This is a genomic window from Sphingobium sp. CECT 9361 (assembly GCF_918741285.1).
GTDB lineage: Bacteria > Pseudomonadota > Alphaproteobacteria > Sphingomonadales > Sphingomonadaceae > Sphingobium.
Window position 1 is genome coordinate 1 of sequence record NZ_CAKKNC010000005.1, and the last position, 19,721, is coordinate 19,721.

Annotated in this window: 13 protein-coding genes and 2 pseudogenes; 8 read left to right on the forward strand and 7 right to left on the reverse strand. The window is 60.2% G+C overall.

Going from position 1 to position 19,721, the window contains the following annotated elements; translation table 11 throughout:
- The 3 genes and pseudogenes from LQ220_RS09350 to LQ220_RS09360 form a co-directional block, all read left to right on the forward strand.
- On the forward strand, nucleotides 1–126 hold a 126-nt coding region (locus LQ220_RS09350; RefSeq protein WP_230188208.1), incomplete at its 5' end, for a 3-keto-5-aminohexanoate cleavage protein.
- A 233-nt stretch (nucleotides 127–359) separates the two neighbouring features.
- On the forward strand, nucleotides 360–2,660 hold the full coding sequence (locus tag LQ220_RS09355) for a CoA transferase (protein ID WP_230188029.1): 2,301 nt from the start codon (nucleotides 360–362) through the stop codon (nucleotides 2,658–2,660).
- A gap of 62 nt (nucleotides 2,661–2,722) precedes the next feature.
- Nucleotides 2,723–2,887, forward strand: a pseudogene (locus LQ220_RS09360) (CoA-transferase); the annotation flags it as partial.
- Between the two features lie 104 nt (nucleotides 2,888–2,991).
- On the opposite strand, the pseudogene LQ220_RS24900 reads toward LQ220_RS09360, so the two are convergent.
- The 3 genes and pseudogenes from LQ220_RS24900 to LQ220_RS09375 all read right to left on the reverse strand — a co-directional run.
- Nucleotides 2,992–3,198: pseudogene (locus LQ220_RS24900) on the reverse strand (SDR family oxidoreductase); the annotation flags it as partial.
- Between the two features lie 181 nt (nucleotides 3,199–3,379).
- Entirely contained in the window at nucleotides 3,380–4,120 is a 741-nt protein-coding gene (locus LQ220_RS09370) for a hypothetical protein (protein ID WP_230188030.1), read from the reverse strand.
- A 697-nt stretch (nucleotides 4,121–4,817) separates the two neighbouring features.
- Entirely contained in the window at nucleotides 4,818–5,159 is a 342-nt protein-coding gene (locus tag LQ220_RS09375) for a hypothetical protein (RefSeq protein WP_230188031.1), read from the reverse strand.
- Nucleotides 5,160–5,296: 137 nt separating this feature from the next.
- On the opposite strand from LQ220_RS09375, the gene LQ220_RS09380 reads away from it, so the two are divergent.
- Nucleotides 5,297–6,058: an NYN domain-containing protein gene (locus LQ220_RS09380; protein ID WP_230188032.1), complete on the forward strand. Its 762-nt coding sequence runs from the start codon at nucleotides 5,297–5,299 to the stop codon at nucleotides 6,056–6,058.
- Between the two features lie 625 nt (nucleotides 6,059–6,683).
- Complete coding sequence (locus tag LQ220_RS09385) at nucleotides 6,684–7,148, forward strand: cache domain-containing protein (RefSeq protein WP_230188033.1); 465 nt, start codon at nucleotides 6,684–6,686, stop codon at nucleotides 7,146–7,148.
- Nucleotides 7,149–7,400: 252 nt separating this feature from the next.
- Here LQ220_RS09385 and LQ220_RS09390 read toward each other — a convergent pair whose 3' ends face one another.
- The 4 genes from LQ220_RS09390 to LQ220_RS09405 all read right to left on the reverse strand — a co-directional run bounded on the left by LQ220_RS09390 (nucleotide 7,401) and on the right by LQ220_RS09405 (nucleotide 16,549).
- Nucleotides 7,401–7,739: a hypothetical protein gene (locus LQ220_RS09390; RefSeq protein WP_230188034.1), complete on the reverse strand. Its 339-nt coding sequence runs from the start codon at nucleotides 7,737–7,739 to the stop codon at nucleotides 7,401–7,403.
- Nucleotides 7,740–8,716: 977 nt separating this feature from the next.
- A complete protein-coding gene (locus LQ220_RS09395) occupies nucleotides 8,717–10,675 on the reverse strand; it encodes a glycoside hydrolase family 127 protein (RefSeq protein WP_230188035.1) in 1,959 nt (652 codons plus the stop codon).
- A 75-nt stretch (nucleotides 10,676–10,750) separates the two neighbouring features.
- Nucleotides 10,751–13,963, reverse strand: a complete 3,213-nt coding sequence (locus LQ220_RS09400) for a glycoside hydrolase family 2 TIM barrel-domain containing protein (RefSeq protein ID WP_230188036.1) — start codon at nucleotides 13,961–13,963, stop codon at nucleotides 10,751–10,753.
- Nucleotides 13,964–16,549 (reverse strand): glycoside hydrolase family 3 C-terminal domain-containing protein, encoded by a 2,586-nt coding sequence (locus tag LQ220_RS09405; RefSeq protein ID WP_230188209.1) that lies wholly within the window; start codon nucleotides 16,547–16,549, stop codon nucleotides 13,964–13,966.
- A 388-nt stretch (nucleotides 16,550–16,937) separates the two neighbouring features.
- On the opposite strand from LQ220_RS09405, the gene LQ220_RS09410 reads away from it, so the two are divergent.
- From LQ220_RS09410 to LQ220_RS09420, 3 genes are read left to right on the forward strand one after another with little or no spacing between them, the layout of a single operon-like run.
- Nucleotides 16,938–18,071, forward strand: coding sequence for a fumarylacetoacetate hydrolase family protein (locus tag LQ220_RS09410; RefSeq protein WP_230188037.1), 1,134 nt, complete (start codon nucleotides 16,938–16,940; stop codon nucleotides 18,069–18,071).
- Nucleotides 18,071–18,832: an SDR family oxidoreductase gene (locus LQ220_RS09415; protein WP_230188210.1), complete on the forward strand. Its 762-nt coding sequence runs from the start codon at nucleotides 18,071–18,073 to the stop codon at nucleotides 18,830–18,832. Before LQ220_RS09410 ends, LQ220_RS09415 begins: the two co-directional genes overlap by 1 nt.
- On the forward strand, nucleotides 18,801–19,706 hold the full coding sequence (locus LQ220_RS09420) for an SMP-30/gluconolactonase/LRE family protein (protein WP_230188038.1): 906 nt from the start codon (nucleotides 18,801–18,803) through the stop codon (nucleotides 19,704–19,706). The genes LQ220_RS09415 and LQ220_RS09420 overlap by 32 nt, the downstream gene beginning before the upstream one ends.
- The last annotated feature ends 15 nt before the right edge of the window (nucleotides 19,707–19,721 follow it).

Sequence of the window (19,721 nt, forward strand, 5' to 3'; positions counted from 1 at the left end):
ACTTCAAATGCGGAACAGGTCGCCAAGAGCCGTCGTATCCTCGAAGAACTGGGTCTCGACCTGGCCACACCGGAAGAAGCGCGGGCCATGCTTGAGACGAAGGGCGGCGATAACGTGGGCTTCTGATTGCGACCACGCGTTTCCCGGAGCCGATCTGTCCCACCTGCCCGACGCCGTGGGCCCGATCGGCTTCGACCGCAACTCAGCCTTTGGCCCCAGCGGCGGCCAAAACTTCTCGAACTGGAGTAATTCATGTCCATCGATTTCTCTCTGAGGCCGGCGGAAGGACCTGAAACCGTCGCGGAGAAGCGCCAGCCCAATTTCCAGGGCAAGTAGCCGCGCCCTCGCAAGGATCGACAATGGAAAGTGCGCTGCTAGACGGACTGCGGGTGGTCGAGTTGGGCACAGTTGTGGCCGGGCCGTTTGCCGCGTCCCTGCTGGCCGATCTCGGTGCGGACGTTATCAAGGTTGAGCCTGCGGGGCAGGGGGATGTCCTCCGGCGCGTGGGTCCGGCACGCGACGGAGTGACCGCCTTGTGGGGCGTCAGCAGCCGCAACAAGCGGTGTATTGGGCTCGATCTCAAGTCGCCGGACGGCTCCGCTCACATTCGGCGCTTGTTGCGCGATGCCGACATTCTGGTTTCGAACTACCGTCCAGGCGCGCTGTCTCGGCTTGGGCTCGGGCCAGCGGAGCTGGCGATGCTGAACCCCAAGCTCGTCCACGTCACCATCAGCGGATATGGCTTCCCCGGCCCGAAAAGCTCCTGGCCTGGCTTCGGCAAGATCGCCGAGGGGATGTCCGGAATCGTCAACTTGACCGGTCGACCGGACGAGTCCCCGCTGTATTGTGGGTTCTCGCTGGGGGATACAACCACTGGGCTGTTCGCAGCTCTCGGCGGCATCCTTTCTCTTTATGCACGCGACCGTAACGGTGGTGCGGGGGGGGCGGTCGACATCGCGCTTTACGACGTTCTGCTGCGGATCACAGAAGCGCAATTCATCGATGCCCGGGACATGGACTGCTCCCCCGTTCGCAGGGGCACCAATTATCCTTATGGTGGAGGACGCAACTCCCACTGGCCACGCATCGTGACCACCCGGGCGAGGGATGGCGAGTGGATCGCCGTTCTTGTGATAGATGAGGACGCGGCTAGTCGGTTTCTCGGCAGATCGAACCTCGAAAATTCCGATGGCCAACCGCTTCCCGAAGCCGTTGATACCGCTCTGCGGACGTGGACAGCCACACGAACGCCCAATGCGGTGCATTGCGAGCTTGCTTCGATTGGGCTCGAGGCAGCACCTGTCTTTGACGGACAAAGCTTGGCCCGAGAGCCATATATGCAAGCGAGGGGCGACGTGCTCGACGCGATCGACGCAACTATCGGCCATGTGACCGTGCCGGGGCACATCGATCCGGTGATGGCGCGCGCGGCCTCGCGGTTTCATTGGGCCGAACTCGCTGATCCTGAAGGAGTCGATTGGCGCGCACCACCTCGCGCATCTGGGGGAACGGCGGATGCTCACTGCCAGAGCCTGTTTGAAGACTTGGTGGTCGTCGAGATCAGCGAAACGCCGGCGGCGTGTTTTGCTGCAACCTTGTTCGCTGATTACGGCGCCACCACGTACATAATCGAGCCTGGGGCCGCCTCCTCGAACTCCAATGTTCTATCCCCTGCGCTTCGCACTGCGCTGTCGCGGAACAAGCACTCCGTCGAAATCGATTCCGTGCGGGACAAGGACGCTGTCGAGGCGTTGCTGGCCCGCGCCGACATCGTTTGCACTGACGTGCCACGCCGGTCCTGGGCGGATCACCAGTTGCTCGCAGGCATCTGTGACAGGGCGAATGCCCCGACCGTCGTCTCCATCTTTCCCCCCGGTGCGGATCGTCCGGATTTATGGCCGTGGAGCACGCATCCTGCGCTTTCCGCAGCAGCTAGCGGGTTGATGACGATTACCGGCTGGGAGAATGGCCCTCCCGTACAACCCGAAGTACCTCTTGCCGATTATTGCGCAGGGGCCCTCGCAGCGCTGCAGGTCGCTGCAGCGCTCTGGCGAGGTACTGCCCGCGGGCTCATCATCGAAGAGCCGATGCATCGAGCCCTGAGTCGCATGATCGAATGGCAGTGCCCGGCTGCATCGTTGCTAGGCTATCCAGCCCAGCGGCAAGGCAATAGCCTGCCTCTGAACATGGGGGTTGGCTCGTTGTGCCGCTCGCGCGACGGAAAATACATTTCTGTCTCCGCGGTCGGCGACAAGATCGTCGCCAACTTGCTTCGCCTCATTGGCGGCGATGTCATGCTCCAGGATCCGCGCTTCGCCACGATGGCAGCCCGCCGTGTCCACGGACCAGAAGTCAACAAGCTGATGGGAGATTGGGCCAGGAACTACACTGCCGACGAACTCATGCAACTCGCGATCGAGCACGACATCGTGATGGGCCTAGTCCATGACGCGAGGGAAATAGGGCAAGATCCGCAAGTAGAAGCGCGCGGTAACCTTGTGGAGGTTGCCGACGGAACCGTAAGCTTCACGCTCGTGGCGGTCACGCCGAGCCTGGAGGAATGGGTCGGGCCGATCCGATCTTTGCAGCAAGCAAATAGTGCAGTAGGGCAGGCGGGAGACGATGCGTTTGACGATGGCCGCAAATCCATAAACCCCTAAAATTTAAACAATTCCCGTCTCACATCATTTTCGGTTGCCGGAAAGATCAAAGGAGTAATGCCTTGAACAAGGTATATTCCGACGCTCGGGTTGCGCTTGACGTTCTACTCAAGGACGGGCGCCTGCTTGCTTGCGGCGGCTTTTGCCTTTGCGGCATTCCGGAGCGGCTGCTCGACGCGGTGCGCGACAGCGGCGTCAAGAACCTGACCTTCGCCTCGAATAGGGCAGTGTCACGAAGAACCTGGCACCCCAGAAGGCCGACACGTTGACCATCGGCGCAGTCTATGTCCATCATCTCTTTCACTGCCTCGGCGCTTGTTGCCCCGGTCGATTGGCCAGCGTCGGTCATCATGTAGCCCGGATGGATCGAGTTAACGCGGATGCCGTTGTTCTGCTCGGCGCAGTGGAGCGCAACTGCCTTTGTCAGTGAGCGGACGTCGCCTTTTGATGCGTCGTAGCCAGCGTATTCGGGCGATCCGACAATCGCCTTGACCGCTGACATGATGATGATTGGTCCGCCGTTGCCAGCCTTCTTCATAGCGATGATCTCTTACTTGTTGCCGAGAAACACACCGGTATGATTGACGGCTTGGATCTTCTCCCACAGCGCGAGGTCGAGGTCCTCAACCGTTCCGGCAATCCGATACCAGCATTGTTTACCACGACATCGAGCCGAAAGCTGGCCTCAGGACTAAGTCTCTCTAACTCGGCAGTCGCAATCAGGTGCGGTAGGCAGGGGCGAGTGCTGGAGGAGCAAGGATGGCAACCTGAGCCCCACCCGCTCCGGCTCTGATTGGCGTTGTCAATTCATCGGAGGAGAGAAACACGCTTTCCCAAAGACCTAGCGTTACGGCCTCAACCTCCACCGAACCCGCAAGAACGAAAATGAACAGACCTTCCGTTTCCTCGTGCCAAAAGAGATCCAATTCGGAGCCGGGTGGAAGGGTACAGACGTCGGCACGCATACCGCCATCGCCGGCGATCGCGTTGGCGGTAAGCAGGTGGGTGGCCTGCGCCAGCTCATGGTCGGAAAGAACAGCGACCTGCTTGCTGGTGGCATGGCAGCGGGGGCCCTTGGGCCAAGCGTGCTGCGGGGTTTCCGCAACCACCTGCATGCCACTTTCATGGACCGGGCGGATGGTGAAGTACTTCAGCCCCTCCGGCCCTGCCAAGAGCGGGCCATAAGCGGTGTAAGCTCCCGCATAATGAATCGTCACCGGTTCCAGCTTCGTCGGCCCGATCTTACCAGTGCCGGCCACGACCAGTTGAAACTGGTTGTTGCGATGAAAATGGGCGGGCAGAACCATTCCAGCCGGCTGCTCAACAAGAAAAATGGTCGGCGAGAGCGACGGATCCTCATCGCTGATCATCCATTCGGACTTGATGCCATGCAATTCGGGGGAGTGAACCTGAATGCGCCGCGTCCGCTCAGCTGTGGACCGTATTCCCATTGCGATCATGATGCCAGCTCCAGATGGTGACAATCGTCGGCACACGTTTCAGGAGTACTTATTCTGATATGTGGTTCGATATCCCACATTGCAACATAATATATGGCGTGTAGGTGTTTTGGCGACAACGAATGACTCTCTTCATTTTCACCGCCCTCGGATTGAGCCCGGCCATCGGATCGCAGGCCGAAGGGTAGTTGCCCAGGGCAGAGCAGTCACATATGCCGAACGCATACCCGTATAGCAGAAACTGTTAAGCGGCGTTCATAGGGGGAGCGGGTGACCCGAATTTGCCGTTGGCCCGGATTCGGCTGATTGATCTCAGGCGGGTCTATCAGGGTCCTTAAGCTACATTTTTGATGGCGAAGGCGGGCGCAGAGGTGATCACGGTGGAGCCTCCGGGTGGCGAGCCGCAATAGTGGGTGCGAAGACCGCGGGGCTACGATGTCGGCTTTCGAGAGGCTGAACACCAACAAGCAGGCATCACCCAGCCCGCGGCCGATCTATGGCTCGGGTATGCCCGGCACCTGGACACCGCCTCCCTCGTTCATGGACGAATTGGTTGTTATCTCGTTTCAGCGGTCATCGACCCCAAGCGAGTCGAGGATTTCGTCTAAAACCACGCTAAATGAAGGGAAGATTTAAAAGCTCACAGGTGACGGTCCGAATGACCGAAATGTTGGCGGATGCCGAAAGCGCAGTCGGATCAGCGCTTCTTCTTGGCAATGGTAGCCGTGAAATCGGGGTCCTTGTTCGCTACCCAATCGACGAATTTGCGCACAGCTGGGTTGCCGAGCAGGCCCTCCTCTACGTCCATCCCGTGGCGCTGCAGTTCGGAATTGGTGAAATTGGAAATCAGCGTCTGCTGACAAATGGGGTGCATGGGAACCACATCACGCCCGCCCCGGCTCTTAGGCACGGGGTGGTGCCAGACAATGGTCTTGCCGGTCGGTCGGCCACAAAGCCAGCAGAGTACCACAGCCTCGGGAGCCTCTTCTTCCTGATGTAAGTCCTCATAAGAACCGTGCTTCGAATGTTTGCGGGCCATTGGTCTGCCTTAATTGCCTGAGCTTGCGGTGGCCGCTTCATAACGGATGAAGTCGGTATTACCACACCCGCGTCTCCAACCCGCTTGATTGAGCTGATTTAGGGTAGGGGCTTAACCGCGGCATGGCATAGTGCATAATGTCAAATGAACCACGCGCTCCGCGGCTAGCGGTCCTGATCGATGCCGATAACGCATCCGCCCGCATTTCCGTCCGATTGTTTGAGGAAATTGCCAAAATCGGCGAAGCCAGTGTCCGTCGCATCTATGGCGACTTTTCCGGTACACGCCTCAAGTCCTGGGCTGAGGTACTGTCGACCCACGCGATTAGGGCGCAGCAGAACTTTGCCTACACCACTGGAAAGAATGCGTCGGACATCGCGCTTGTGATCGACGCAATGCACCTCCTGCATACCGGCAGGTTCGATGGGTTCTGGCTCGTGTCTTCAGACAGCGATTTCACCGGCCTAGCAGCTCGCATACGGGAACAGGGCATCGACGTTTACGGCTTCGGTGAGCAGAAGACGCCGGAAAGCTTTCGTCAAGCTTGCCGGCGGTTTATTTACACCGAGAACCTGTTGCCCGAGGCGCCAACAACAGAAGAACCCGAACGCGCCGATTTGCTCCCCGCGGCGGCGAAGCAGGCGCCGAGCGCATCCGTGCCATTGCTCTGCAAGGCAATCGCCCAGCTCGATGATGATGGCGGTTGGGTGCCCCTTGGCCGCGTGGGCCAGAGTCTAGCCGAGCTCGCCTCGGACTTCGATCCGCGCACCTATGGTCAGGCCAAGCTAAGCGACCTGGTCGAGAAGGCCGGTGCTTTCGAAGCCCGGCGAACGGAGTCAGGGCATGTCCAAATCAGACTGAAGCCTGTGGCAAAGGCAGCAAAGCAGAAAACACAGTGATCCACACCGGTTCCGAGAGGGTACAATTCTTACGTGTTCTGGAACGAAAGGCCGCTTTGAACGCGCCCGTTTCGTCCGCTGAATGGCAGAAATGGTTGGGGGCTGTCGACCCTTCTCAGCTGTTTGAGCCGCTCGTTTTCCGCTCCTGATTGCCGACCGACAGCTTCTGGATCTTCGGCCTCGGCCTCTGCTGACGTCTCTCGCTTTAGCATATTGGTTACACAACTGATGCTGGGAGCGCCGGGGCCGTGGATCACCGTTTGCCGAAGGTTTGGCCAAAGCTTGGTTGGTTCGGCTGTTTGAGCACCAGCCGCTTAAACCGGTGTGCATGCGCGGCAATACAGGCGATGGTCCCAGCGTTGCATGATAAAGCTGCCTCGTCTGTTCCTGCTGCCAAAATAAGCGCTGCCTTCTACGCGATGGCCGTTGGAATGGGCCGCTGCGCCGCGACGCGAACCCTTAAGGCCTCGTCATCCTAAAGGTCGTTTTGATCTCCCTCAAAGAAACGGGAGGCAGCCGGGCGCAGTCGTCTCTTACCGGGAACAAGTGCCAACCACGATTGAGCCAAAAATCCTTTTCGCTTGGACAGCTGCGTTAGGCGTACCGCCAATTTGGGAGTATGACAATGAAGATACTTGCTTACCTGCTGCTTATGGGTGCTTCGGCCGTTTCGTTGCAAACATCGCCTGCCATGGCGGCAGCCCACGCTTCCGCGGCCGATGCGCGCGCCATGCTCGAACGAGCGGTTAAGCGACTTAATGATGTAGGTGCCGACAAAGCGCTGGCAGAGTTCAACCAAAGCGCAGGACCGTTCAACACCGGAGAACTTTACGTTTTCGTGTTCAATCTCAAGGGTGTCTACGAAGCATATGGTGCGCATCCGGGCCTCGTTGGCACTGATGTCAGCGACCTCAAAGACGCCGAAGGCAGACCCATTGTCCGGGATATGATCGAGATCGCGAAAACATCGGGCCATGGCCGGATCAACAATGTCTGGCTTAACCGCGCCGACAATCGCATCGAACATAAGATGTCGCTCATCGAACTGGTTGGCGATCATGTCGTTGGGGTTGGCTACTACCCCGGTTGAATTTGGCGGTGGCTGACGGTCGGCTATGCCCAAATTAAGACATGCGACTTTCCAAGTACGTCTCCAGCAAGCGATCGGTCAGCACCGGCCAATTGTGGTCGGTCGCGATGGCGCTATCGTAGCTGAATAGGGGTTAATTTGTAGGGAGGCATCCAGTTGGCTTAAACAACGGCTATCGCGGATGTCTTCGGCGAAGCTACGCAATGTGTCGGGGTCCGGTTGGGCGAAGACCCGGGTCACCTACGACACGCCCTAATGCCTTTCCGCCGCCCCGTCAGGTATCGCGGACGTATAGGCATATCGGCCGCCTGGCCGGATCATTGCCATTAAAGGCTCCGCCAAGGCGCGACCGATCGTGTCCGCAACCGCGTCGAACTTGCTGGAGCGAGCCAATGCCTCCTCGCCATCGATCGCGATCGTGCTCGCGACCTGGAGGCCCGCTGCCCCGCTCAACTGTCGGGCGCGCACGCCCGCGATGACGCGCGCACCAAGCTTGTTAGCCCCATGAACGGCTGCCCGACCCACGCTGCCGAGCGCGCCGGTCACGAGAACCGTCTGCGCTGCAGTGATCTGGGCGCTTATCCTGACCATTTGTTCGCCGGTAAGCACCGCAACCTGATTGCCTTCATAGCTGAATTTCTTTTCTTTAGCGCGCTGCTCGCTCTTTCGACTGTCCTATGTTTGATCCCATCGCAAGCCGGGCGGGGCGGCCAACAGAAGCGACCGTGTAAAAATGAGACGCTGCCGATAAAAGTCCGATGATTGACCAGCAGCTATCCAAGGGTCTGTGTCGCACCTTCAACGTCGGCGATGTTAGGGGCATCTGACCAATCCATCGGCTCGACCAAATGCCAGATTTCCCAATTTTCAGCCCAAAACCGGACTGGCAGAAGTCGGCCAGATCGTGATTTCTAGGAGCGTGCTTGGGCAGGTTATTTGGCTGCTGGACATCAACCTTTGTTCTCGTCACAATGGCACCGTACCACGGACTTTCGATGCCTGTGGGGATGTTTGTGGTATCGAATGTGGGATAGCTACGTATGGATGGAGCAAATTGCAGGAAATCCGGGCTCGATTGCCTCAGGTTATTAATCCCTGCCTCTCCGCCAATTTCCTGTCCTTCCACATTGGTTTAAGCATTGTAAAAGCGGACGTTTTTTAGCGACTTATCGGTGGAGTTGATCGGTCGACGAGTTCTCGTCTCTGCCTAGCGCTTGTGCGGAACCGCAGAGAAATTGGGTGGCGAAATAGGCAAGGCCGCACTAGGCCGACTGTGGTCCTCCACCACGCCAAGTGCTGTTCCATTGTGTCAGGCCTGACCGTGTGACGAAAATATCGGGCTCAGGATCAGATCCGGAACAAACGTCCACCGACCGATTGTGAGTTGCCGTAGATCTTCGCCCGAGACGGATGGTTTGGCCAACCGGGGCCCGGCCCCCTAATACCCACTCGGTCTCCTCCGCGAACGGGTACGCGAGACCTGTTCTCTCAGGACTGCCCGATCGAGCCTGTCGATCCTCCGGGAGTCGATGGCATGACCAGAAGCCGCGCTGGGGGCAGCTATTGTCTTAAGTGATGGGCCAATAGGTCGCGTAGCGTTCATGCGCTATGCGATGATAGGGGATGAGGCGCACTGGACTACCGTCTTTTGAAACGATCGTGAATTCGAGCGGGCGGTCCTGACGGCGAAGAGCGTTGGCAAGCTCCTGGGGTTCCCCCGCCAGTGTCGGGGGCGTGAAGGGCGCATTGTTATAATCGCCATATTTGCGCTCATTTACGACAATGTCGGAACCGGGAGCCAGTCCCGCCTTCCCCAATGCGCCTGCCAAGAGCAATGGGCCGTAGGTGAATGCAACGATGCTGGGCGCGGCAGGAGCGCTTTCGGCCGCAACTTCCATGACCAGGCGGAGTTCGACGCGATCGCCGTTCTTCCATGTGCGCAAGAGTTCGACATAGCTGCCCGGATCGTCCGACTGCGCGGCCTGCTGGCCGTTGATCAGGACAGTGGCCGTCCGGCTCCAGCGGGGATGGCGCAGGCGCAAAGCAATCTCTGTCGGCTGCTGGAGCGTCCAGCGCAGCGTGGTGGCGGGCTCTTCGGGGAAGGCGGTGCTTTGGGTCAGGACCGCGCCCTTTGCCTTCCACGTCACGGATGAGGGGATGAAGAGGTTGACGTAAAGCGCCCGGTCATCGTGAAAATAGATGGAATCGCGATATTTGACATGGTTTTCCATGCCCGTGCCGGTGCAGCACCAGAAGGAATCTTCAGGCGTGTGATACAGCTTCATATAGCCGGGCCGGGCCCCCTGGAAATAGGTTGCCATGCCCGTGTCGGGATCCTGAGACGCAAGGATGCCATTATAGAGTGTGCGCTCATAATAATCGGCGTAGCTGGCGCGCGGGTCGTGCAGGAACAACGCGCGCGTCAGCTTCAGCATGTTATGCTGGCAGCAGGTTTCCGATCCCTTCGCCGAGAACACATGGCTATCGAAGTCTGCCATGGCGAAGAAATGTTCGTTATCGCCATGGCCACCGCTGGCGAAGGAGCGGGTCAGGGCGACCGTCTTCCAGAAGAATGCCGCCGCGTCCCGATAAGTCTCATCGCCGGTGGCTTCGTAGACCCGTTGGAAGCCCACGATCTTGGGCACTTGCGTGTTCGCGTGCAGCCCGTCCAGTTCGTCGCGACTTCGCGCTAGCGGCTCCATAATCGCCTTATGCGAGAAGCGCTTCGCCAAGGTGCGATAGTCTGGCTTGCCGGTCATGAAATACAAGTCGGCGTAGATTTCATTCATGCCGCCATGTTCGGTCGCTAGCATCGTTTCGAAATCGGCGTCGGACAGGCTCTGTGTCGCAGCTACGCCCCAGTCGGCCAGCTTTAACAGGACGTCGCGCGATACGCTGCTGTCGGTCAGGAGCGCTGCGTCCCTCAGTCCGGCATAGACCTTATGCAAAGTATACCAGGGGACGCCGGTGATTTTGTCCCCGCGAATATGCGCAGCCATGAGCTGCGGTCCCTTGGGGAAGGCGCAGACAAGGCCAGATCCTGACGCCTGCTGACACGCAGCGAGTTCCCCCGCGATATAGTCGATCCGGTCTTTAAAGCGCTTGTCGCTGGTGGAGCGATAGGCGAGGGCGCATCCGGACAGATAATGGCCCAGCGTGTGGCCATGACAGTTGATATCGTCCCATGTCGCTTCGGATTCCCATCCGCCATAGACAGCCGCCTTGGGCTTGAGGCCAGCGTTCACGCGGAAGTTATGGAGCAGGCGATCTGGCTGGAGCTTGAGCAGATAGGCCTCGGTCATCCGCTGCGCATGCAGGAAGGGGCCTTCGCTCAGCGTCACGTCAGCCATGTCGAACGGTTGGAGATTCGTTGGCACGAGCGGGGGAGTGAATTGTTGCAACGGTTGGGCGGACGCGCGGCGTGGTGCTATTGCCGTCCAGCCTGCAAGCAGCGCTCCGGTGCCGACCGTCGCGAAAAACTGGCGGCGCGAACTTCTGCTTTTTGTGCGCACATGTTCCACAGTCATTGCCTCTCTTAATTGTCGGAGTAATGATAAACGATGATGGTGGGTAAACCAACCCTGATCGCGAATATTCGATCGTCAGAAGGCAATGGGTGTACCGGATGCCGTGGCGGGTAACGCGCCCTTGCTCGCAGCCGTTTCGGCCGCAACAGACAGGGTGAAGCCATAACGCTGGGGTGCGACCGGTATGCGATAGCGTTCCAGCGGACGACCCAGCGAACTCCAGCTATCGGTGCCGCCCAGACCGCTTTGGATTTTGTCGATCAGCAGGGTGACCGTGCCGTGCGGCCGGATATCGCTGCTCCGCCGCGTTCCGGGTGGTCGCTTTGCCAAGTCGTCATAAGGAAAGGCAAGGACATTGGTGGAAAGCGGCTGCTCCCCCGTAACCATGAATGAAGGCAGGTTCGCGCCGCTGATCTTCAGCCACCGCACGCCGACTTTGTTGCCGGTTTCCTGTGGCCGCATATAACCGTGGTTCTGGTCGGCGATTGCGCCCGTCCAGCGGCCCAGCGCTGCGCCGGCCTGTCGGTCCCAGTAGCTTTCATGCGGTCCTTTGCCATACCATTCAACTCTGTCGAAGGCGGTGGGCATGATGAAGGCCAGGCCGATCCGCAGTGGGTCAGGGAGATTTGCAGCGGTCGGAGTGAATTGGGCGTCGACCGTAACGGTTCCATCGCCGCGCATGACATAGCGGTTTTCGAAACGTGCCGCATCGTCACCTACCGCGAAGCGTACGCGGATGCCGACACTGCCGTCCGCGCTGCGTTCTGCGATCGTCGCCTCTGTCGTGCGGGTTTCGGAAGCTCTTTTCCATAGTGCGTGGGTGCGCTCCAGTTTCGTCCCGATATCGTTATCGGTCAGCGCCCGGGTGAAGTTGGGGGTTCCGCCCGCCAGAATCGCGCGGCCATCCTTGCGATAGTCGATCAGTCCGGTCGCGCGGTCTATCGTCAGGTCTGTGCCCGCCGCCGATAGCGTGATCCGGTTATCCGCTTCGGTCAGCACGACCGGACCCGTTACTGCAGGTGCGGGTGCAGTCGGTATGACCGGCAGCACGAACTGTTCCCACGCTATGAGATGACCTGCAGGCACTAGCGACACGGCACCGCCTCGCGCCCGGGCAGTGAGCGTGACGACATATTCATGGCCGGGCTTGCGGATGTCAGGCAGTGCCAGCGCGACTGGCGCTTCGGTCCGCGCGGGGACGGTCATCGTGTGCAGGTCGCCGCGCGCCACTTCGATCCCGTCTTCCAGTAACAACCAGCCAAGATCGAAATCCGACAGGGTGCGGAAGTCATGGCGGTTGATGACGGTGAACGTGCCGCGCGCCACATCTTCGGCGCGGAAGGCAATCGGCTGATAGACCTTGCGCATTTCGAACAGGTGCGGATTGGGGGTGCGGTCGGGCTGGATCAGGCCATCGCCAAATTCGATGTCGCCACCGGGATTGGGCCCATAGATCCCGCCGGTGCCCCAATAGGGTTCGCCATTCTCGTCCCGCGCATACATGGACTGATCCACCCAGTCCCAGATGAAGCCGCCCTGCAATTTGCGGTGGGCGTAGATCGCCTCCCAATAGTCGGCCATGTTGCCGCCGCTGTTGCCCTGCATATGCGAATATTCGCACTGGATCAGCGGCTGGGTGTAGCGGGGGTCGCGAGCATAGGCGATGGTCTGGTCGACGCTGTAATACATGGGCGCGAAGATGTCGGCATAGGCGTTCGGTTTTGGGTCGGTAAGCGTGCCCCAGCCAAGATAGCTGATGAGGCGTGTTGGATCGCGCCGACGCGCCTCGGTCGCCGCCTTTTCAAACACGGGGCCGATCCCAGCCTCATTGCCGAGCGACCAGAAGATGATCGAGGGATGGTTCTTGTCCCGCTCCACCATATTCGCGACGCGGGAGATATGGGCGGCATCCCATGCTTTGTCATAACCAAGCTGATAGAGCTTACGCTCCGCGTCGCCGGTCCAGCCCATCTCCATATAGGCGTGGGATTCTATGTTGGCCTCATCCATGACGTAGAGGCCATATTCGTCCGCCAGATCGTACCAGCGCGGATCGTTGGGATAGTGAGACGTGCGCACGGCGTTGACGTTGTTGCGCTTCATCATCTCAATGTCGCGGCGCATGGAGTCCAGCGAAATGACATGAAATGTCTCGGGATCATGCTCGTGCCGGTTGACGCCGCGGATCGTGATCGGGCGACCGTTTACCGCCAGTTGTCCGTTGCGGATCGCGACGTCGCGAAAGCCGATGCGTTGCGCGGTCGCCTGTATGACTGCGCCCTTGTCGTCCAATAGCTCCAGCAGCAGCGCGTAGAGATTGGGCGCTTCCGCTGACCAGGCGCGTATCCGGGGCACCCGGTCGGCCATGCGGATGGCCTGTTCGGTCTTGCCCGGTTGCACGGGCATGGTGCGTGCCGAGAGCGTCTGGTCACCGTCGACCAGGGTGGCACGCAGTGACACTGGCTTCGCGCTGGGCGAGATTTTCGCGATGACGTCCAGCGTGCCGTCGCGCCAGTCATTGACCAACCCCGCCCGTATCGCAAAATCACGTATCCGCGTCTTTGGCGCGGCCATCAGGAACACCTCCCGCTCGATCCCTGATACGCGCCAGAAATCCTGATCCTCAAGATAGGAGCCGTCCGACCAGCGATAGATGCGGATCGACACACTGTTCCGACCCGGCCGCAGATACCGGGTCACGTTGAATTCGGATGGAAGTTTGCTGTCCTCGCTGTAGCCGACCTGCACCCCGTTGACCCACACATAGTAGGCCGATCCCGCTGCGCCGATGTGCAGCAGCACATCCTGCCCGGCCCAATTGGCGGGAATGTCCACGTCGCGCCGGTACGATCCCACCGGGTTGCGATCATGCGGGATAAGCGGGCGATTGGCGGGGAAGGGGTAGGTAATATTGTTGTAGCGCGCCTGATCGTACCCTTCGGCTTGCCAGTCGGCGGGGACGCGAATGGTCTTCCACCCCGACACGTCGAACTCATCGCGGAAGAAATCCGCCGGTGCGCCATCGACGTTGGGCGAAAAGAAGAATCGCCATGAACCGTTGAGCGAAAGGAAGCGGCGCGATGCCGCGCGGTCTCCGGCCAAGGCACGCTGTCGATCCTCGAACGGGAAGCCAGTGGCGCGGGCAGGCTCCTTGCCGCGTTCGAACACGTCCGGGTTCTCCCAGTCAGGTCGGCTATTGTCGACCTGTGGCGAGAGGGGGATTGCAGGCCGACCCTGCGCCATGACCATCGGGGCAAGCAGCAGCAGGGCGAGCGCCGGCGCACGCATTTATTTAGGAAGGTCTACAGTTTTGGCGATGGCATAGGTCGTGCTTTGCGTCGGAACGCCACTGTCCGGTTGGCCCGGCCCGATGCTGAGACGGTAGCTGCCCGGGATCAACTGCCGCTCGCCCTCGTTCGTCACGAAGCTCATGTCGCGTGCGGAGAGCGTGAAGCGGATGGTGCGCCGTTCACCGGGCTGGAGCGAGGCACGCTGGAACCCGCGTAGTGCCGTGCGTGGAGCGCCTTCGAACCCCGGGGGGGAAATATAGAGCTGCGACACTTCTTCGCCTTCTCGCGCGCCGGTATTGGTTATGTCCGTGACGACGGTCAGGCCGTTTTCCAATGCGCCGTTCACGGGTTCGATCCGCAGCGGCCCATAGGCAAAGCTGGTGTAGCTGAGGCCATAGCCGAACGGATAAACCGGCTTGCCCTTGAAATAGCGATAGGTGCGACCGTCCATGCCATAGTCGGTAAAAGGCGGCAGATCGGCGACGCTGCGGTAGAAGGTAACCGGCAGGCGACCGGCGGGATTGACCCTGCCCGACAGAATGTTGCCGGCGGCGAGGCCGCCTGACTGCCCCGGATACCATGCCTCCAATATTGCAGAGGCGTTGTCTTTTGCCCAGGACAGGTCGACCGCGCTGCCGTTCATGACGATCACCACCAGCGGCTTGCCCAGTGCCTTGGCCTTTTCAAGAAAGGCGCGCTGGTCGGCGGGCAGGTCGAGCGTGGTCTTGTCGCCGCCGTCGAACCCTTCGACCTTGACCGGCATTTCCTCGCCCTCCAGATCGGAGGTTAGGCCGACAACCGCGACCACGACGTCTGCATCCTTCGTTCCGGCTGCCAGATCGCGTTCGGTGTTGTCGCTGATGCGTTTCCAGAAGATCGCGGGACTGGCCGAGACGCTGCTTTCGCCCTCGAGGCTGATGGCGTAGCGATCGCCCTTGCGCATCGGCACTTCGCTCAGTTTGAGCGGTTCGGCCCAGCGGGAATAGTCGGTGGCCGAAACCACCGGCTTCCCATTGAGCGATACGCTGCCTTTCACGCCCGTCAGCGCGAGGCGATAGAGGCCAGTTTCTGGAGCAATCAGATAGCCGCTCCAGACGATTTTGTGCTTGTTCGAAATCTGTTTGAATTCCGAGGCACGGGATAGGAGGCTGTCCTCCACGCGCGTCAACACGGGCTTTGCGGCATAATTCTTGTCGCCAACTGCGTTATAATATTGGGCGCGCAGTCCGGGCTTGCCATCGGGGGTCTGCAATGCCGATCCCGGGACAAGGTCGCCATCGGTTATCGAGGGACTGAACGGGATCACGGTGATTGCAGAACCGGGCATCGCCTGCCGCAGACCGTCTGCGACGGAGATGGGTGGGGCCGATTTGGATGAGGAATAATTGCCGCGCAACACACGTGTGGCATCGGCCAGTGGGCCGACAACCGCGATTTTTACGCCGGGACGCAGCGGCAGGACACCGTCATTCTTGAGCAGGACCATACTTTTTTCGGCGGTTGTCAGCGCCAGCGCCTGATGCTCCTGCGTGCCGATCGCGCTGACCGGTGTGGCATTGGGGCGGCGGGCCGTCAGGCCGGGCAAGTCGCCATTGCGATAGCGTGCGGAAAAGAGACGGACCAGTGCGGTATCTATGTCGCCCATGCCGATATAACCGCGTTTGAGCGATTCCTTGTACCGGTCCCCAAGGTCCGTCCGTCCTGCAACGGTGCCGTTATGGCATTCGCTGTCCACGCCGGATTTCAGTGACGTGGCGACGCCGGTAGAGACGTCGGGGGCATATTTATGATGTTCGTAGATATCGACCACGGCGTCGCAGTCAGACACGACATAGCCAGTAAAGCCCCATGCTCCGCGCAGATACTCTTTGAGCAGCATGTCGCTCGCGCAGGCTGGCTGACCGTCGACCCGGTTATAGGCGCACATGATCGACCCGGCCTTGCCCTCCACGATTGCGGCGCGGAATGCGGGCAAATAGGTGTCCTCAAGGTCGCGCTTGGTTGCGAAGATATTGTCGGTGTGGCGGGTGGGTTCCGGGCCGCTGTGGACGGCATAATGTTTGGGCGTGGCGACGACATCGGGCAGGTCCGGATTGTCACCTTGCATGCCCTGGATGAAGGCGACGCCGATCCTGGCGGTCAGGAAGGGATCTTCTCCATAGGTTTCCTGTCCACGGCCCCAGCGCGGATCGCGGAAAATATTGATATTGGGCGACCATGTGTCGAGACCGGTGCCGATGCGGCCCAGATGCCCGGTTGCGCGGCCAAGGCTGTGGAGCGCGCGCACTTCCGTGCTGATCGTCGCGGCGACGTTCTTGATAAGGGGGGCGTCGAAAGTGGCGGCGAGACCGATCGGCTCCGGGAAATTGGTGGTCGGCACCGCGCCAATCGCGCCGTGCAGCGATTCGGTCCACCAGTTATAGGCGGGAATGCCCAGCCGCGGGATGGCGGGCGCGACATTGAGCAACTGAGGGACCTTTTCGTCGAGCGTCAGCGCATTGACGATTTGGCGGGCCTTCTCGTCAGCCGCGTCGCGCGCGGGCGAAGGCTGCGCAAGGGCTGTCGAAGTGGAGGCGAGCAGCATAAAAAGCGCGCTCGACGCGCGGAATGGGCGGGCCTTGCCCTTGGCTGTTTCGCGCAGAACTTTCGCAGGAACGCAACCCGGACGAGCCGTATCCAATATCGCTTCGCGGCGATTGACATGGTTGCGCATCATCGTTCCTCCCAGAGTTTTTAAGCCGGCTTCATCCGGATATTACGAATGGGTAGCGCTAACACTTCGCATGTCAAGCCTGCGAAATAGGTCGTCGGCTGAACAATGGGTGATGATCGACGAGTTCCAAAGGCGACATCTTCGGTAACAAAATGCGCGTAAAGATGGGCGTCGGCGACGTCGATGCACGAGACCTCTTGACACACATGCCAGTTCCGTGTCGGTAGCGCTACCAGTTTTACAAATTCGGGAGTTGAGGATGAGGGGCAATGGTTCCGTGGCGGATATTCTGCCGTCGGACTGGCGGGCGGGACGTTTCGTGGGGCGGGTGATGACTCCCGCCGGGCCGACGCCCATTCTGGTCGTAGATGGTATGGCCTATGACATGGCGCGGGTCGCTCCCACCATATCCTTGCTGATGGACCGTCTGCCGTTGGATCCGGCGCAGGGCGAGTGGTTGGGCGCTCTCGACGCGCTCGACCTTCCGTTGCTCAGTCCTGTCGACCTGCAATGCGTGAAGGCATGTGGGGTGACCTTCGCCTTGTCCGCAATCGAGCGAGTCATTGAGGAGCGCGCGCGCGGCGATTCCACAGCCGCCGCCGAGATACGTGGGCGGCTTGAAGGGCGGGTGGGCGGTTCCATCCGAGCAGTTAATCCCGGCTCGCCAGAGGCCGCCGCGTTAAAGGCGGCTCTGATCGAGGACGGACTATGGTCGCAATATCTGGAAGTCGCCATCGGCCCAGATGCGGAGGTGTTCACCAAGGCGCCAGTCCTGGCGACCGTAGGCGCAGGCGCGCAAATTGGCATCCGGTCGGATTCCACCTGGAACAATCCGGAACCCGAAATCGTGTTGATCGTCAACGCATCCGGCGAGGCCGTCGGCGCTACGCTGGGCAATGACGTCAACCTGCGGGATTTCGAGGGGCGGTCGGCGCTGCTGCTAGGCAAAGCAAAGGACAATAATGCGTCCTGCGCGCTGGGGCCGTTGATCCGCCTGTTCGACGCCGATTTTACGATTGACGACGTACGCAATGCCGAAGTCGCCCTGACGATAGATGGACCGGAAGGCTATCGGCTGGAGGGTACGAGTAGCATGAACCAGATTAGTCGCGACCCGCTCGAACTGGTCCGCCAGACGTTGAGCGAGCATCAATATCCCGATGGGTTCGCGTTGTTCCTTGGGACATTGTTTGCGCCGGTGCAGGACCGTGACGATCCGGGCAGGGGCTTTACGCACAAGGTGGGCGACGTGGTAACTATCGCCACGACGCGTCTGGGTCGGCTGACCAATGAAGTTGTGACATCCAAGGATGCAGCGCCCTGGACCGGGGGGCTGGCGGATTTCATGTTCAACCTCGCCAAGCGCGGCCTGTTGAAAAGCAACGTGGCATGATAGATCGTGCTCATTATCCCAGCCTGTCGGGCAAGCGCGTATTCATTAGCGGCGGCGCAAGTGGCATCGGCGAAGGGCTTGTGGAGGGTTTCGTCGCTCAGGGTGCCCGCGTGGCCTTTTGCGATATCGTGGCAGATGCAGGGCAGCATGTTGCCGATCGCCTAACGCCCGGCGCAGCCCATGCGCCGATCTTTCGCCAGTGCGATCTGCGCGATATTGCGGCGGTGCAGGCGATGCTGGCCGAGGTGGAAACGGCGCTGGGTGGCGTGGATATACTGATAAACAATGCGGCCAATGACGACCGGCACAGCATCCAGGAGGTCACGCCGGAATATTGGGAGGAGCGGATGGCCGTCAACCTGCGCCATCTGTTCTTCACGGCGCAGGCCGTGCTGCCTGCGTTCCGACGTGCAGGGGGTGGCGTCATCCTGAATTTCGGGTCGATCAGTTGGCATCTGGGAATGGCGGACCTCATCCTCTATCAGACCGCCAAGGCCGCGATCGAGGGCATGACTCGCGCAATGGCGCGGGATCTGGGCCGAGAGAATGTTCGCGTAAATACGATTGTACCCGGTAATGTGAAGACGCCGCGACAGATGCAATGGTATACGCCCGAGGGAGAGGCGGAGATCGTCGCCGCACAATGTCTGGACGGCCGGATTTTGCCTGCAGATGTCGCGGCGCTGGTTTTGTTTCTGGCGTCGGACGATGCAAGGATGTGTACCGGTCATGACTATTTCGTCGATGCAGGCTGGCGCTGAAAAGATGGCAGGCGAAGTCCGGTCCGTCCTGAGCCTGGGCGCGACATTGGGCGAAGGCCCGATATGGGTCGCCCACGACGCGGCTTTGTGGTTCGTTGACATCAAGGCGCCATCCATCCATCGTTTCGATCCCGCGCTGGAGGCGGTGCGAAGCTGGACCGCTCCAGCGCAGATCGGCTGGATATTGCCGGACAGCGACGGTCGCTTTCTGGTGGGGCTTCAGACCGGCATCCATCGCTTCGATCCAGTCGATGGCGACTTTTCGCTGGTCCATGCGCCGGAATTGCATCTGCCCGGTAACCGCTTGAACGACGCGACGGTTCACCCGGACGGTGCGCTCTGGTTCGGATCGATGGACGATTCCGAAACGGCAATCAGCGGTGTTTTCTATCGCATGGATCGGTCCGGCTGCGTCGCCAGCGGACTGGACGCCGTCAGCATCACCAACGGTCCCGCGGTCTCCCGCAATGGCGATATCCTTTACCATGTCGATACGATCGGCCGCACCATCTGGCGGAGCGTGATAGACGGCAGCGGCGTGCATGACACTCGCGTGTTCGCCCAGATTGAGGAAGGCGCCGGATATCCCGATGGGCCGACCATCGACGCGGAAGGCTGCTTGTGGATCGGCCTGTTCGGCGGATGGGGCGTGCGGCGCTATGATCCGGCCGGAAAGCTGATGGCAAGCGTTGCCTTTCCCGTGGCGAATGTCACCAAAGTGGCCTTTGGTGGCGACGGGCTGGCGACGGCCTATGCCACCACGGCGGCCAAGGGATTGTCTCTGGCCGAGCGTCGAGCGCAACCACTGGCGGGCGATCTGTTCGCTTTCGATCCGGGGGTGTGCGGCGTACCTGGAATTCTCGCAAAACTATAAAATATAGGAAGGATA